General features: G+C 71.2%; 15 protein-coding genes and 1 pseudogene. 5 read left to right on the top strand and 11 right to left on the bottom strand.

The features are described from left to right. The 7 genes and pseudogenes from ADK57_RS49520 to ADK57_RS40430 all read right to left on the bottom strand — a co-directional run. Positions 1–99 (bottom strand): annotated as a pseudogene (locus ADK57_RS49520) (electron transfer flavoprotein subunit beta); the annotation flags it as partial. Between the two features lie 20 nt (positions 100–119). Beyond that, positions 120–866 (bottom strand): GntR family transcriptional regulator, encoded by a 747-nt coding sequence (locus ADK57_RS40455; RefSeq protein WP_053754731.1) that lies wholly within the window; start codon positions 864–866, stop codon positions 120–122. Positions 867–962: 96 nt separating this feature from the next. Next, the gene (locus ADK57_RS40450) at positions 963–2,156 is read right to left on the bottom strand and encodes a CaiB/BaiF CoA transferase family protein (protein WP_053754729.1); all 1,194 of its coding nucleotides are present in this window, start codon (positions 2,154–2,156) and stop codon (positions 963–965) included. 160 nt (positions 2,157–2,316) lie between these two features. Continuing rightward, positions 2,317–2,577, bottom strand: a complete 261-nt coding sequence (locus ADK57_RS40445) for a hypothetical protein (RefSeq protein WP_053754728.1) — start codon at positions 2,575–2,577, stop codon at positions 2,317–2,319. A 19-nt stretch (positions 2,578–2,596) separates the two neighbouring features. Beyond that, complete coding sequence (locus tag ADK57_RS40440; RefSeq protein WP_053754727.1) at positions 2,597–4,027, bottom strand: FadD3 family acyl-CoA ligase; 1,431 nt, start codon at positions 4,025–4,027, stop codon at positions 2,597–2,599. Continuing rightward, on the bottom strand, positions 4,024–5,202 hold the full coding sequence (locus tag ADK57_RS40435) for an amidohydrolase family protein (RefSeq protein ID WP_053754726.1): 1,179 nt from the start codon (positions 5,200–5,202) through the stop codon (positions 4,024–4,026). Before ADK57_RS40435 ends, ADK57_RS40440 begins: the two co-directional genes overlap by 4 nt. Before the next feature lie 38 nt (positions 5,203–5,240). Next, entirely contained in the window at positions 5,241–6,425 is a 1,185-nt protein-coding gene (locus tag ADK57_RS40430) for an AMP-binding protein (protein ID WP_053754725.1), read from the bottom strand. Between the two features lie 127 nt (positions 6,426–6,552). On the opposite strand from ADK57_RS40430, the gene ADK57_RS40425 reads away from it, so the two are divergent. Both ADK57_RS40425 and ADK57_RS40420 read left to right on the top strand, forming a co-directional pair. After that, the gene (locus ADK57_RS40425) at positions 6,553–7,272 is read left to right on the top strand and encodes an enoyl-CoA hydratase/isomerase family protein (protein ID WP_053754724.1); all 720 of its coding nucleotides are present in this window, start codon (positions 6,553–6,555) and stop codon (positions 7,270–7,272) included. Between the two features lie 190 nt (positions 7,273–7,462). Further along, positions 7,463–7,837 carry a hypothetical protein gene (locus tag ADK57_RS40420; protein ID WP_053754723.1) on the top strand — a complete coding sequence of 125 codons (375 nt, stop codon included), beginning with the start codon at positions 7,463–7,465 and terminating at the stop codon, positions 7,835–7,837. Between the two features lie 15 nt (positions 7,838–7,852). Here the strand turns inward: ADK57_RS40420 and ADK57_RS40415 are convergent, their stop codons facing one another. The 4 genes from ADK57_RS40415 to ADK57_RS40400 all read right to left on the bottom strand — a co-directional run bounded on the left by ADK57_RS40415 (position 7,853) and on the right by ADK57_RS40400 (position 12,236). Then, positions 7,853–8,611 (bottom strand): SDR family NAD(P)-dependent oxidoreductase, encoded by a 759-nt coding sequence (locus ADK57_RS40415; protein WP_053754722.1) that lies wholly within the window; start codon positions 8,609–8,611, stop codon positions 7,853–7,855. A gap of 70 nt (positions 8,612–8,681) precedes the next feature. Continuing rightward, positions 8,682–9,518 carry a TauD/TfdA dioxygenase family protein gene (locus ADK57_RS40410; protein ID WP_053754721.1) on the bottom strand — a complete coding sequence of 279 codons (837 nt, stop codon included), beginning with the start codon at positions 9,516–9,518 and terminating at the stop codon, positions 8,682–8,684. Positions 9,519–9,522: 4 nt separating this feature from the next. Next, positions 9,523–10,764 (bottom strand): CaiB/BaiF CoA transferase family protein, encoded by a 1,242-nt coding sequence (locus ADK57_RS40405; RefSeq protein ID WP_053754720.1) that lies wholly within the window; start codon positions 10,762–10,764, stop codon positions 9,523–9,525. Continuing rightward, positions 10,761–12,236 carry an aldehyde dehydrogenase family protein gene (locus ADK57_RS40400; RefSeq protein ID WP_053754719.1) on the bottom strand — a complete coding sequence of 492 codons (1,476 nt, stop codon included), beginning with the start codon at positions 12,234–12,236 and terminating at the stop codon, positions 10,761–10,763. The genes ADK57_RS40405 and ADK57_RS40400 overlap by 4 nt, the downstream gene beginning before the upstream one ends. Before the next feature lie 250 nt (positions 12,237–12,486). Here ADK57_RS40400 and ADK57_RS40395 point away from each other — a divergent pair, with 250 nt between their 5' ends. The 3 genes from ADK57_RS40395 to ADK57_RS40385 are packed head-to-tail and all read left to right on the top strand — an operon-like array spanning position 12,487 to position 14,427. Then, complete coding sequence (locus ADK57_RS40395) at positions 12,487–13,305, top strand: NAD(P)-dependent oxidoreductase (protein WP_053754718.1); 819 nt, start codon at positions 12,487–12,489, stop codon at positions 13,303–13,305. Between the two features lie 32 nt (positions 13,306–13,337). Then, complete coding sequence (locus ADK57_RS40390) at positions 13,338–14,198, top strand: mycofactocin-coupled SDR family oxidoreductase (RefSeq protein WP_053754717.1); 861 nt, start codon at positions 13,338–13,340, stop codon at positions 14,196–14,198. A gap of 37 nt (positions 14,199–14,235) precedes the next feature. Beyond that, a complete protein-coding gene (locus ADK57_RS40385; protein WP_053754716.1) occupies positions 14,236–14,427 on the top strand; it encodes a ferredoxin in 192 nt (63 codons plus the stop codon). Positions 14,428–14,437: the final 10 nt, after the last annotated feature.

Genomic DNA, 14,437 nt, shown 5'->3' with positions numbered 1-14,437 from the left:
GTCGACGTCGTCCCGGTCGACGGTCAGGTCATCGGCGAAGTGCCGGTCGCCAGTGGCGTCGGGCACGTACTTCACAGTGACAACGATCCTCAAGCTCACAACCCTCTCCTGTTTCCGTGTCAGCGACCGCTGCGGCGAAGCCGCACACGGTACGAGTAGTGCTCGGGCAGAAAGTGACTGATCGCCAGCTCCACGAGCTGTCCGGCGACCGACTGGTAGACGCGGTCGATGCGCAGCAGCGCCCGGCCCGGTTCGCAGCCCAGATGCCCCGCGAGTTCGGGCGTGGCCTCCGCGACGGTGATGCTCTGCTCGGCCTCGGCGATCGGCTCGGGCAGCCGTCCGTCGAGCAGGCCGATGACGGTGAAGGCGCTGGGGGTGCCGGGCTCCGCCAGCTCCGGAACCGGCTCCAGCAGCCGTCCGACGCCGGGCGGCAGGAAGACGGAGGTGTGACAGAACGCGGTGTCCTCGTGCAGCCGGAGGAAGGCGAGCTTGTACACCCGGTCGGTGTGCAGGCCGAGGCGGCCCGCCGCGTCGACGTCGACGCGGCGGTGCAGGGGTGTGACGACGTCCATGCGGGTGTCGATGGACAGCCCCATCAGGTCGTCCACCGAGCCGAACTGGCGCAGGTACTGCTCCTCGCGGGGCGCGGCGAAGGTGCCGCGGCCCGGCACCCGGTGGACCAGCCCCTCGGCGACCAGATCCTGGAACGCCCGCCGCACGGTCTGCCTGCTGACGCGGTGCCGCTCCGCCAGCTCGGCCTCCGTGGGCAGCCGTACGCCCTCGGGATAGTCGTGCCGCAGGATCGCCGTCCGCAGCTCACGGGCGAGCCGCAGATACGTGCTTTCGCGCTGTGCCGGCTCAACCATGCGGCCCACCCCGCGCCACCGACCGCGCCGCGACCGCCACGCTCATCGCTGGTGTCTCCTCCACGGCAGCCACTCGTGTCTCCTCCACGGCAGGTCTCACACCACCGCGTCGGCGCGCAGCGCCTCGATGTCGTCGCGGCTGCGGCCGAGTTCGGCGAGGATCGCCCCGGTGTGTTCGCCCACCGCCGGGACGGGGTCCATTCGCGCGGGCAGGCCCGCGAGGTCTGCGGGAGGGAGCAGCGCCCGCACCGTGGCGCCGCCCGGCACGCCCACCTCGCGCCAGCGGTCGCGGGCTGCCAGGACCGGGTGGTCGAGGAACGCGGCGACGTCGTTGACCCCGGCGCAGGCGACCCCGATGCCCTCCAGGTCCTGGAGGATCTCCGCGAGGTCGGACCGGGCACAGCGTTCGGCCACCACGGCGTTGAGCTCCTCGCGGTGCGCGACCCGGTCGGAGCCGGTGGCGAAGCGCGGGTCGTCGGCGAGTTCGGGGCGGCCGAGGAAGCCGGCGCACAGGGCGATCCACTCGCGTTCGTTCTGGATGGAGAACAGCACGTCCTTGCCGTCGGCGGCCGTGAAGGCGCCGTACGGCGCGATGGTGGCGTGCTGGGTGCCCAGGCGCGCGGGCTGTGTGCCGCCGTACCGGGTGTAGTAGGCGGGCTGGCCCATCCACTCCGCCAGCGCCTCGAACAGGGAGACCTCCACCGGGTGTGCCGTACCGGTGGTGGCGCGCGTGTACAGGGCGGTGAGGATGCCGCTGTAGGCGTACATCCCGGCGGCGATGTCGGCGACGGAGATCCCGACGCGAGCGGTCTCGTCGGCGGTTCCGGTCAGGGAGACCAGACCGGTCTGGCACTGCACCAGCAGGTCGTACGACTTGCGGTCGGCCCATGGGCCCCAGGTGCCGTAGCCGGAGATCGTGCACGGGATCAGCCGGGGGTGTCGCTCGGCGAGGGCGGCCGCGCCGAGGCCGAGGCGGTCGGTGGCGCCCGGTGCGAGGTTCTGGACGAACACGTCGGCGCCGCAGAGCAGTTGGTGCAGGATCTCCAGGCCCCGCGGGTCCTTCAGGTCCAGAGTGAGGGACTCCTTGGAGCGGTTGAGCCAGACGAAGTAGCTGGAATGGCCGTGGACGGTCGTGTCGTACCGGCGGGCGAAGTCGCCGTCGCCCGGTCGCTCCACCTTGATCACACGGGCGCCGAGGTCGGCGAGCTGCCGGGTGGCGAAAGGAGCGGCCACGGCCTGTTCCAGGCTGACCACGGTGATCCCGGACAGGGGACGCTGCGGGACGCTCATGGGGCCCATTTGTACGGCCAAATTCGAGAGCATGTCAACGGCGGCCCTCCGCCCGTCACCTGTGCTCTTCGCCACTGTCCTGGTGTCCGGGGGAGGGCCCTCGGCGCCGAGCCGGCGCTTTGTACGCACCGATGCGGCAGCCGGCCGCACCGAAGTCCGTTCAGGACTGCCGGTCCGGATGGCACAGCACCATGACGGCACGGGCGACGAGTTCACCGGCCCCGCCCAGTTCCTGGCGGTAGCGGGTCGTGATCTCCCGTACCGTCTCCGCGAAGTCGGGGTCGACGGCGCGGGCCCGGGCGGGCGGCGGGAGTTCCTGCGCCATCGCCCGGCGGCGGGCCAGGAGCCCGATGATCTCCTCGTCGAGACGCGCTATCCGGTTCAGGGACATCTCCGCCGTCAGCTCCGCGGCGTGCTTCATCGGCACGATGGATCTCCGTTCATAGCTGGTCCTTCAACACCTTGCCCGTGGCGGTCAGCGGCAACTCCTCGCGGAACTCAACGGACCGGGGCACCTTGAATCCGGCCATCCGCTCCCGGCTCCAGGCGATGAGCTCGCCCTCCGACACGGGGCTGCGCGGCACCACGAAGGCCTTTCCCACCTCGCCCAGTCGCTCGTCCGGGACGCCGACCACCGCGACCTGTACCACCGCCGGGTGCTCCAGCAGGAAGCCCTCGATCTCGGCCGGGTAGGCGTTGAAGCCGCCCACGATGAACATGTCCTTCTTGCGGCCGACGATCCTCAGCCGGCCCCGGTCGTCGAGTGTGCCGAGATCGCCGGTGTGGAGCCAGCCGTCCTTGTCGATCGCCTCGGCGGTGGCGGCGGGGTCGTCGAGGTACCCGAGCATCACGCTGTAGCCGCGCACCAGGACCTCGCCGTCGGCGGCGATGCGGACCTCCAGGCCCTCGCACGGGGTGCCGACGGTCCGGGCGATGTCCTCGAAGGAGTCGCCGGCCCGCGAGGCTGTGACGGTGCCCGCCTCGGTCAGGCCGTACCCCGTCATGATCGACCGGAAGGGGAGTTCGGTGCTGATCCGGCGCACGAGTTCGACCGGGATGTCGGCGGACCCGGTCACCGCGGCGCGCAGCGAGGACAGGTCCCGGTCGCCGCGGGCCCGGGTCTGCAGCAGGGCGTGGTAGAGCGTGGGCGGGCCGGGCAGCATGGTCACCCGCTCGCGCTCCACCAGGTCGAGCACGTGGTCCATGTCAAGGACCGGAACGGGCAGGACGGTGGCGCCCCGGATCAGGGAGGCGATACAGCCCGCCTTCCAGCCGAACATGTGGAAGAACGGGTTGACGGCCAGATAGCGGTCGCCCTCCCGCAGATCGGCCAGGTCGCACCACTCGGCGAACAGCCGCAGGTTCTGGGCGTGGCTCATCAGGACGCCCTTGGGCCGGCCCGTCGTCCCCGAGGTGAAGATGATGTCGCAGACGTCCTGGCCGCTCACCTCGCGTTCGAGCGGCCGACCGCTGCCGAGGAAGCCGCCCTTCAGGTCGATCACCGGCACCCCCGGCGGGCCCGCGAACTCCAGCCCCAGGAAGCCCTGTTGGACCAGGAGGGCCTTGGCGCCGCTGCGGGTGACGATGTCGTGCGCCTCGTCCGCCTTGAACCGGGTGTTGACCGGGACCAGCACCCCGCCGGCGGTCAGCAGGCCGAAGGCGGCGACCATCCACTCCGCCGAGTTGGGCGCCCAGATCGCCACCCGGTCGCCCTTCTCCACGCCCAGCGAGGCGAACGCGCCGGCGGCCTTCCGCACCCGGTCGGTGAGTTCGGCGAAGGTGAGGCGGAGCGGGCCGTCGACGACCGCTTCGGCGTCACCGAAGCGGTCGGCCGCGCTCAGCACCATCTGCGGGACGGACTCCCACTTCATGCCGGGATCAGCCTGGCCAGGTTCCCGCCCATGATCTTGGCCTGGTCGGTCTCGCTCAGTCCCTTGATGGCGTCGATGTACGACGTCGGCTGGGCCAGACCCTCCGGGTGCGGGTAGTCCGAGCCGAACAGCACCCGGTCGACGCCGATGAGGTCGACCAGTTCGCCCAGGTCCTCCTCGTAGAACGGGCTGACATGGATGCTGTTCCTGATGGCTTCCACCGGGTCGCCGAGGAACTCGTGCGGCATCTTCTTGTAGACGTCGGAGAGTTGGTCGAGCAGGGGCGCAACCCACGAGGAACCGTTCTCGATCAGGGCGATCTTCAGCTCGGGGAAGCGGAACAGGGCGCCGTGGCACACCCAGGCCGCCACCGCGTCCTGGATCGGCCGCCACTCGGACACCGCGCGGAACGCGTTCGGCTTGAACGGCAGCATCTCGACGGTGCTGCCCTCCCAGTCGCTGGTGTACTTGGCGTACCCGCTGTCGGAGGAGTGCATCGCGACCAGCACGCCGCTCTCCACGACGCGCTTCCAGAACGGGTCGAACTCCTCCAGCGCGAAGGAGCGCGAGCCGCCGTACCCGGGCACCGGCGCGGGCCGGATCAGCACCGCCTTCGCGCCGCGCTCCACGGCCCAGTCGAGCTCGGCGATCGCCTTCTCGACGATGGGCAGGGTGATCACCGGGGTGGTGAGGATGCGGTCCTTGTAGTTGAACGACCAGGTCTCGTACAGCCACTCGTTGAGCGAGTGGATCACCGCGTGGATCAGTTCGGGGTGGTGGCGCATCCGCTCCTCGACGAGGCTGGCCAGCGTCGGGAACATCAGCGTCCGCTGGACCCCGAGCTCGTCCAGCAGCTCCACGCGCGGTCCCGGCTCACGGAAGGCCGGGATCGAGCGCATCGGCTCGCCGAAGATCTCCCGGCGGGTCTTCCCGTCGGGGTTGCCCACGCGGAAGTACTCCTCCATCGCGCCGGGGCGGGCGACCACCTCGAAGGTGGGGTTCGGGATGTACTCGCTGATCTGACCCAGGATCGCGATCTTCGTACGACCGCGGACCTGCACGTACTCGATCGTGCCCGCGTACTCCTTCGGGAGGTGCTTGGTCAGCGCCTCCTCGGTCTCGTACAGATGGTTGTCCGCATCGAAGAGCGGGAACGGCAGCGTGCGCGACGGCATGAGACCCTCCTTTGCGATTTGAGAGAACCATATTCTCTTCAATTGCGTACGGCAATGTCCCGGCGTAGTCGGAACTTCTGGACCTTGCCGCTCGGCGTGCGCGGGAAGTCCTCGACCTGGTGCAGTTCCTCGGGCCACTTCTGCCTGGCCAGCCCGGCCCGGTCGAAGTGGGCGCGCAACTCTTCGAGTGCGGGGAGGGGATGTCCCGCCAGCATGCGGACGACGGCCGCCGCGTGCTCGCCGAGCCGTGCGTCGGGGGCGGACACCACCGCGGCCTCCGCGATCCCGGGCACCGTCAGCAGCACCTCCTCGACCTCCGCCGCGCTGATGTTCTCGCCGCCCCGGATGATCAGGTCGGACTTGCGGTCGGTGATGGTGAGGTAGCCGTCCTCGTCGAGCGTGCCGATGTCGCCGGTGCGGTACCAGCCGTCGTCGTCGAACGCGCTCGCCGTCAGAGCCGGGTCGGTGTAGCCGAGGCAGAGGTCCGGGCCCCGGCTGAGGATCTCGCCGTCCTCGGCCAGCCGTATCTCCACTCCTGGCAGGACGTGCCCGTCCGTGAACAGCCGCTTGGGCTCGGGCGCGTCGTACCGGGACGACGTGATCGAGGGGTGCTCGGTGCTGCCGTACGCGCGGAAGACCCGGATGCCGAGACCCGCCAGCCGCGTCGTCACGGCCGCCGGGACGGACGCGCCGCCCAGGCCCGCGTATCGCATGTGCCGCAGATGTCCGGCGGTGAAGTCGGGGTGGTCGAGGAGGCTGGTGACGTAGTACGGGGCCCCGCCGCCGACGTGGACGTCGTGGCGGGCCATCAACTCCAGTGCCCGGCCCGGGTCCCACACGTCGACGAGGTGGACCGGGGCGCCGTCCAGGACGGGGATCAGGAACGCGTTCACCATGCCGATGAAGTGGACGATCGGCACCACGGCCGCCCCGAGGATCGCCGACGCCCAGAAGACGGCCGCGGCCTCCATCCAGTTGGGCAGCTGGAAGGCGACGGTGTCGCCGGGGACCACCCCTCGCTCGCGCAGTCCGCCGGCGAGCCTGCGCGCGGTCCGTTCGACGTCTTTGAAGGTGCCGGACCAGGGACGTACGGCGGAGTGCACCCGGAACTCGGTGTCGGGGGCGGCCGCCAGGCCTCGGGTCAGCGGGTCCCCGATCGAGTCCCGGGTCCACCAGCCCTCCGCTTCATAGCGTTCGACCAGCTCTGCAGGGATTTTTCGCATGGGTCTGCTCCCTCCGGTACTGCGGGCGGCTCCGCCGGGGCGGTGCCCGGTCGGACGAGCGGGCGATCGGCGGCGCATACGCTATTCTCGCCATGTGAGAATGCCAATATCCCTCGGGGGGAATCACGTGATCGACCTCGAACTGGACCAGGGCCTGGCCGTCGTCACCATCGACCGCCCCCACGCGCGCAACGCCATCTCGCTCGACACCATGGGCGAGTTGGAGAAGGCGCTCGACGCGGCCGCGGGTGCCCGGACCCTGGTGATCAGGGGGGCCGGAGACCGGGCGTTCGTCTCCGGCGGCGACCTGAAGGAACTCGCCGCGATCCGCACCGAGGACGAGGCGGCGGCGATGGCCTGGCGGATGCGCGGCATCTGCGACCGGATCGCGGACTTCCCCGCACCCGTGATCGCCGCGCTCAACGGCCATGCGCTGGGCGGCGGGGCCGAGGTCGCCGTCGCCGCCGACATCCGTGTGGCCGCGGACGACATCCGGATCGGCTTCACCCAGGCGACGTTGGAGATCATGCCCGCGTGGGGTGGCGCCGAGCGGCTCGCCGCCCTGGTCGGCCGGGGCCGGGCCCTGCTGCTCGCGGGAACGGGAGCCGTGCTGGACGCCGCCGAGGCCGAGCGGCTCGGCCTCGTGGACCGGGTCCTCACGCGGGACTCGTTCGAGGAGGGCTGGCGCACCCTGGCCCGGTCCCTGGCCACCACTCCGGCCGGGCAGATCAAGCGCGTTGTCTCGGACGGCACTTCGGCGGACGAGGCGGTACGCGCCTTTGCCCGGCTCTGGGCGGCGGACGCGCACTGGGAGGCTGCGGAGCGGGCCATGACCCGCAGGAAGTGACCGGAACTCGTGCTCGGGGCTTCGCTGTCGGAGCCTTCGACGAACAACCGGAGGCCGAGCGAGCGTGCGCGGTCCGTCCCAAGAGCCCCGACACACCCCGGTGTCACGGACACATCATCGGGGCCGTGGCGGAGGAGACCGAGGGCTCTGGACGTGTTCGACTGGACGTGCTCGATTCGCGGAGGTGGCGATGCGGTTCGCCTTCCACCACCCGGAGGCCGGCGGCCCCGACGGCGACGTCCCCGACGGCAACGTCCTCGACGCCGGACCGCCGCGGCAAGTGGCGGCCACGGCAAGTGGCGGCCGCGGCCGAGCGGTTCGGCTTCGACGCCCAGTCGCTGAGCGAACATCCCGTCCCCGGGCCGGATGGCCGGCCTCCGGCGGGCACCAGACCCTCGACCCCTTGGGGGCGCTCGCCCACGCGGCCACGGCGCCCGAACGGCTGAAGCCGCCGACGTACTCGGCCGTCGCCCCGTACCGCAATCACAACCGGCCCGACTCGGGCCGGGCCGACCATGTGCGGCTGCCGCCGCGGCTGCCGGTGCGGCCGGGCGACGGCGGGTGACGCGGACCGCCGGACTCAGGTGTTGCGTCCCCCGTTGACGCCGATCACCTGCCCGGTGACGTAGCCGGCCTCCTCGGACACCAGGAAGGAGCACGTGGCCGCGATGTCCTCGGGCCGCCCTGCCCGGCGCACGGGTGTGAGCTCCGCGTGGTGCTCCACCGACCCGCCGAGCAGACCGCGCTCCTCGGAGGCGCGGAGCATCGGGGTGTCGACGAAACCGGGCGGGACGGTGTTCACGGTGATGCCCGCCGGGCCCAGTTCGAGCGCCAGGGCCTTGGTGAAGCCGATGAGGCCGGCCTTCGACGCCACGTAGTGCGTCATGTACGGCTGCCCGGACTGCGCGCTCGACGACGAGATGTTCACGATCCGGCCCCACCCCGCCTCCTTCATGCCGGGTACGACCGCCTGACAGCAGTAGAACGGGCCGTTGAGGTTCACGGCCATGATCCGTTCCCACGAGTCGTCGGTGATCTTCAGGAAGCCCTCGGTCCTGGCCACACCCGCGTTGTTGACCAGCGCGAGCACCGGACCGCCCAGCGTCCCCTGCACCCTCCGGACGGCGTCGTCGACCTGCGCACGGTCGGACACGTCGACGCCTCCGACGGCGACCGCCTGGTGCCCCTTGTGGCGGGCCTCCTCGGCCACCCGCTCCGCCGACTCCTCGTCGAGGTCGAGGACGGCGGTGGCGAAGCCGTCCTCGGCGAGCCGCAGGGCGATCGCGCGCCCGATGCCCGAGCCGCCGCCCGTGACGACCGCCGTACGTCGCTGCGTCATGCGTCACGCCTTCCTTGACCGGTGCCGAGGATGCCTGTGCCGGAGCTGCCCGTGCCGAAGAGGCCCGTGTTCACGCGACCGCCTCCTCGCCCGCCACGCACGTGCGGTGCATCAGCCGGGACGAGGACGCGCTGTAGGGCAGCGCCCGGTGCAGCATGCCGGTGTTGTCCCAGAGGACGAGGTCGCCCTGGCGCCAGCGGTGACGGAGCACGAACCGCGGCTGCGTCGCCCAGTCCAACAGCCGGTCGAGCAGCGCCCGGCCCTCCTCGGCGGGCCGGTCGACGACCTCGCCGGCCGTCGCGCCGACCAGCAGGGACCTGCGGCCGCTGCGGCGGGTCCAGACAAGAGGGTGTTCCCGGGACGGGCGGCGGTCCCAGACCGCCCGCTCCTCGGGCGACGGGTCGGGCTGTACGAGGAGCTGCGCCGCGGCGAAGCTGTGCACGACGCGCAGGCCGTCCAGTTCCTTCTTCTCCGTTTCGGCGAGCGCCTCGTACGCGGCGTACGTGTGGGCGAACTCGGTGTCGCCCTCGCCGGCGTCGGATATCTGCCGTGCCGTCAGGAGCGTTGTGCTGTTGGGTACTTCGTCGGTCGTGCCGTCGATGTGCCAGTGAAAGGTGCCCTCGCGGTAGGCGGCCAGCGGGCTCTTGGACGGGTCGCGGGTGATCCGCTGGATCTCCGGGTGGGCCGCGTGGCCGCCCATCGGTACCGGCACCACCTGCCCGAGCAGTCGGCTGAACGCGACCAGATCGGCGTCGTCGATGTCGGCCTCGCGGTAGATCACGACCCCGCACCGTGCCAGTGCGGCCCGGCATTCCTCGGCGACGCCCCGGTCGACCAGCCGGCCGCCGGAGAGGCCGGAGACCTCGAAGCCGATCGTCGGGCCGAGTTCCCTGACGGTGACTGCCATGGCGTCAGGTCACCGCCCCCGCCGCCTTGAGCTCCGCTATGCGCTCCCAGTCCAGCCCCAGCTCCAACAGGACCTCCTCGGTCTGCGCGGCGAACTCCGGAGCCGGACCCAGCCGCGGAGCGCCTACGTCGAACTGCACCGGGCTCGCGGCCAGTTCGAGCTCCCCGGCCCGCACGAGGTACTCGTTCGCCCGCACCTGAGGGTCGGAACCCACCTGCAGGGAGTCCTGCACGGGGGCCCACGGACCGGCCAGCGTGGCGAACCGCTCGGTCCACTCGGCGAGCGTGCGGGTGGCGAGCACCTCGCGCAGGATCTTGACGGCCTCCTCCGTGTTGGCCACGAGGTCCTGGGGGGCGGCGAAGCGCGGGTCGTCGGCGAGTTCCGGCCGGTCGACGTGCCTGCACACGTCCGCCCAGAACTTCCCGGGCTGCATCATGACGAAGGCCAGATAGCGGTCGTCGGCCGTGCGGTACAGACCCGACAGTGGGTTGGTGGGAGAGCCGTGCGCCCCAACGGGCGGCGCGATCATGGGCTTGTCGAGATGGACGGACAGCGCGATCCCGTGACCCAGCGCCCACACCCCGCTGCCGAGCAGGGAGACGTCCACGACCGACGCCTCGCCCGTCCGCTCGCGCTTCAGCAGCGCCGCCGCGATGCCTCCGGCCAGGTTCGTGCCGGAGATGGTGTCCCCGTAGGCCGGACCGGGGGGCGGGATCATCCCTTCCGTGCCGGCCGGGGTGAGACTGGCGGCCGTGCCGGCCCGGGCCCAGAAAGCGGTCATGTCGTACCCGCCCTTGTCCGACTCCCGGCCCCGCGGGCCCAGCGCGCTGCCCCGGGCGTAGACGATCCGCGGGTTCACCGCGCGGACGTCGTCCACGTCGATGCCGAGCTTGCGGCGGGCCGCGGGCAGGAAACTGGTCAGGAACACGTCCGAGCGCCGGATGAGGCCGTGCAGCACCTCCTTGCCCTCGGGCCGGGCCATGTCGAGGCCCAGGCTGCGCTTGCCGCGGTTGGCGTGTTCGACATTGGGGTTGGGGTCGCCCTCGACCTTGAACGCACCGGTCTGCCTGAGCCCGCGCTGCGGATCGCCGTTGACGGCGTGCTCGACCTTGACGACGTCCGCGCCCCAGTCGGCGAGCACGGCACCGGCGGACGGCACGAACCCGTACATCGCGACTTCCAGCACCCGTATTCCGGCGAGCGGGCCCGTACCTGTGCCGGCCGCCGCGGCCCCGCTCGTGCTCATGCGACCACCGCACCGAACGTCTTGCGTTCCATGAACTCCTCCAGACCGTCGACGCCCTTTTCCCTGCCGATGCCCGACTGCTTGTAGCCCCCGAAGGGGGTGTCGGAGAAGAAGTAGTTGCCGCCGTTGATGCTGAACGTGCCGGTGCGGATCCGCCGCGCCAGCGCGATCGCCCGCTCCTGGTCGCGGCCGTGGACCGCGCCGGAAAGGCCGTAGACGGAGTTGTTGGCGATACGGACGGCGTGGTCCTCGTCGTCGTACGGGATCACCGCCAGGACCGGGCCGAAGACCTCCTCCTGCGCGAGCTCGCTCGCCGGATCGACCCCGGTGAGCAGGGTCGGCGTGTAGAAGAAGCCCGGGTCCACCCGCTTGCCGCCCATCACCAGGGTCGCGCCGGCCGCGACCGCCCGCCGGACCATGCCGTCGACCTTCTCGCGCTGCCGCTCGCTGATCAGCGGGCCCATGTACGTCTTCGGGTGCGCTGGATCGCCGTACCGCACGCGGTCGAGTGCGGCCGCGACCCGCTCGACGATCTCGTCATGGTGCCGGCGCGGCACGAGCATCCGGGAGGTGATCGCGCAGCTCTGCCCCGCGTGCAGACAGATCATGTACGCCGCGTACATGGAGGCGGCGGCGAAGTCCGCGTCGTCGAGCACGATCAGGGCGGACTTGCCGCCCAGTTCGAGGAAGACCTTCTTCACCGTGCCGCTCGCGGCGGCCATGACGCGGCGGCCGGTGGCGGTGGAGCCGGTGAAGCTGACCATGTCGATGCCGGGGTGGGTGGTGAGCAGTTCGCCGATCTCGGCGCCGGACGAGGTCAGTACGTTGACCACGCCCGCCGGAATGTCCGTGTGCCGCGCGATCAGCTCACCCAGGGCCAGCGTGATCAGCGGGGTGTCCGGGGCGCCCTTGAGGACGACCGTGCAGCCGGCGGCGAGCGCCGGGGCCAGCTTGGCGAGGGCGAGCTGGGTGGGGTAGTTGTACGGCACGATCGCCGCGAGGACCCCGCCCGCCTCCTTCTCCACCCAGCGGCGATGACGCCGGCCCAGGTACTCGACCTCGCCGAGGTCCTCGGTCAGCGGGTGGGTCCGCAGCAGGTCGGCGTAGTAGCGGACCAGCTCCACGGGCTCGTCGAGCTGCTGGCCGTGGGTGAGCAGGCGAGGCGCGCCGACCTCGGCGATCGTCAACTCCCGCAGCTCCTGCAGGTGTTCGGTGAGCGCCCGGTGGAGCTGGTCGAGGCAGTGGGCGCGGAACTCCTTGCCGGTGGTCCAGCCGGTGGTGTCGAAGGCGCGGCGGGCCGCCGCCACCGCGGTCTTCGCATGCTCGGCCGTGGCGTCGGGGGCGTGGCCGAGGACGTCGCCGGTGGCGGGATTCAGCGTGGCGAACGTCCTCTCGGCGTCGACGAGTCGTCCGTCGACGAGCAGCCGCCGTGCGGCATCCGCCGTGGTCGGCGCGCTGTTCGCGAGTGGCATCCCATCCCCTTCCCGGACATGGAAACAAGGTTCTCGAAATTGGAGATCTGAGAGTCAGGTAGATGAGAACGATACCTCCGCGCCGAAAGGGCGTCACGAGTCGGGAGTCCATCCGTCGCTTCGTGTCACACCATGACACAAAGTCACCACACGGGGGGTTCCGGGGGCAGCGACTTGAAAGTATGGTTCTCGCATCCGGAAGGGAGATTCTTGTGATCCGGGACGGAACTACCTGCCCAACGCTGATCCCGTGACCCGCATCGGGTTCGTGGGCGCGGGGCGGATGGGCAGGCCGATGGTGCGGCGGCTCGTCGCGGCGGGCCACGAGGTGCGGGTGCAGGGCCGGTCGGCCGATTCCCGCGCCGGGCTCGCGGGGCTCGCGCGGGAAGGGGCGCAGGTGGTCGCCGGTCTCGCGGAGGTCGCCGCGGGCGCCGCTGCCGTGCTGGTGTGCGTCTCCACGGACGACCAGGTGCGGCAGGTCTGCCTCGACTCGGGGTTGCCGGCCGCGATGCCCGGCGGAGCCGTCCTCGTCGTGCACACCACCGGCAGCCCGGACACCGTCCAAGCCGTCGCCGCGCGCGGGACCGATGTCGTCGACGCCCCGGTCAGCGGCGGCCCGCCCGACGTGGCGGCGGGACGGGTGACCCTTTTCGTCGGCGGCGCCGACGACGCCGTCGCCCGGATCCGGCCCGTGCTGCGCGGATACGGCGATCCGGTGCTGCACGTCGGTCCGCTGGGCGCCGGACAGCGGGTGAAGCTGGTCAACAACGCGGTGTTCGCGGCCCAGATCGGGCTGCTGTCCCACGCGGCCCGGCTGGGACGGCAGTGGGGCCTCGACGAGACGGTCCTCCTGGACGCCCTCACCCACGGCAGCGCAGCGAGCCGCGCACTGGAGGGCGTCGTACGCCGCGGGTCGGTCGCCGAATTCGCGCGGGCGACAGAGGAGTTCCTCGGCAAGGACCTCCATGTTGTCCAGCAGGTCGCCGGTGAACTCGGGGGAGACCTCGGTGCTCTGTCCGCCGCGATCGACGCCCTCTCCGCGGCCGGGGCGCCCGCGGGAACGGGCTGAACGGCACGACCCAGACACGAAGGGACCCACCCATGGGACGAGTTGACGGCAAGGTCGCGTTCATCACCGGCGCGGCACGAGGCCAGGGGCGCAGTCACGCCCTACGGCTGGCCGAGGAGGGCGCCGACATCATCGCGGTGGACGTGTGCCGCGACTTCGAGACGGTCGGCTACCCGATGGCCACCCCGGAGGACCTGAAGGAGACGGCCCGGCTGGTCGCGGAGCAGGGCCGGCGCATCGTGCCGCTCCAGGCCGACGTGCGTGACGCGGGGCAACTGCGCGGCGCCCTCGAGTCCGGCCTCGCCGAATTCGGCGGCCTGGACATCGTGGTGGCGCAGGCCGGGATCGCCCCGCTGCGCGGCGAGCCGAAACTCCAGGCCTGGTGCGACGCGATCGACGTCGACCTGATCGGCACGATCAACGCCATCCAGGTCTGTCTCCCGCACCTGCGCGAGGGCGCGTCGGTGATCGCGACCGGCTCGACCGCCGCCCTCATGGACCACGGCGTGGTGCAGAACCCGGGCTCCGACCCCGGCGGCTCCGGTTACGTCTTCGCCAAGCGGGCCCTGTCGGAGTACGTCCACGAACTCGCCCGCAACCTCGCCCCGTTGAACCAGCGTGCCAACGTCGTCCACCCGACCAACGTCGACACCCGGATGCTGCAGAGCGAGGCGATGTACAAGTCGTTCCGGCCCGATCTCGAACACCCGACGCGCGAGGACGCCGAGCCGTCCTTCGCGGTGCAGCAGGCCATGCCGATCTCGTACGTCGAACCGCGGGACATCAGCAACGCCGTCCTCTTCCTCGCCTCCGACGAGGCCCGCTACATCACCGGCACACAGCTGCGCGTGGACGCCGGCGGCTACCTCAAGTGGCACGACTGGCACCGCTGAAACCAGGAATCCACCGACCACGACAGGAAGGAAAGCCGTGAAGGTCCGTGTCGATCCGGAGCGGTGTCAGGGGCACACGCTCTGCGCGATGATCGCGCCGAAGGCATTCGAGCTCGACGAGATCGACGGCCATTCCTCGGCCGTCGCCGAGGAAGTCCCGGCCGACCAGGAAGAGGAGGTACGGGAAGCCGTGCACTCCTGTCCGGAGCGGGCGATCCAGCTTTTCTGAAAGGAGGTTG

This window comes from Streptomyces sp. MMG1533 (assembly GCF_001279775.1).
Taxonomy (GTDB): Bacteria; Actinomycetota; Actinomycetes; order Streptomycetales; family Streptomycetaceae; genus Streptomyces.
Note: the sequence above shows the minus strand (reverse complement) of the source record. Positions and strands in the feature narration are given on the sequence as shown.

Coding starts and splice junctions, on each gene's coding strand:
- ADK57_RS40400 (WP_053754719.1), bottom strand. CDS start 12,236: ATGCCACTCGCGAACAGCGCGCCGACCACGGCGGATGCCGCACGGCGG.
- ADK57_RS40415 (WP_053754722.1), bottom strand. CDS start 8,611: ATGACGCAGCGACGTACGGCGGTCGTCACGGGCGGCGGCTCGGGCATC.
- ADK57_RS40435 (WP_053754726.1), bottom strand. CDS start 5,202: ATGCCGTCGCGCACGCTGCCGTTCCCGCTCTTCGATGCGGACAACCAT.
- ADK57_RS40405 (WP_053754720.1), bottom strand. CDS start 10,764: ATGAGCACGAGCGGGGCCGCGGCGGCCGGCACAGGTACGGGCCCGCTC.
- ADK57_RS40390 (WP_053754717.1), top strand. CDS start 13,338: ATGGGACGAGTTGACGGCAAGGTCGCGTTCATCACCGGCGCGGCACGA.
- ADK57_RS40430 (WP_053754725.1), bottom strand. CDS start 6,425: ATGCGAAAAATCCCTGCAGAGCTGGTCGAACGCTATGAAGCGGAGGGC.
- ADK57_RS40455 (WP_053754731.1), bottom strand. CDS start 866: ATGGTTGAGCCGGCACAGCGCGAAAGCACGTATCTGCGGCTCGCCCGT.
- ADK57_RS40450 (WP_053754729.1), bottom strand. CDS start 2,156: ATGAGCGTCCCGCAGCGTCCCCTGTCCGGGATCACCGTGGTCAGCCTG.
- ADK57_RS40420 (WP_053754723.1), top strand. CDS start 7,463: ATGCGGTTCGCCTTCCACCACCCGGAGGCCGGCGGCCCCGACGGCGAC.
- ADK57_RS40445 (WP_053754728.1), bottom strand. CDS start 2,577: ATGAAGCACGCCGCGGAGCTGACGGCGGAGATGTCCCTGAACCGGATA.
- ADK57_RS40440 (WP_053754727.1), bottom strand. CDS start 4,027: ATGAAGTGGGAGTCCGTCCCGCAGATGGTGCTGAGCGCGGCCGACCGC.
- ADK57_RS40410 (WP_053754721.1), bottom strand. CDS start 9,518: ATGGCAGTCACCGTCAGGGAACTCGGCCCGACGATCGGCTTCGAGGTC.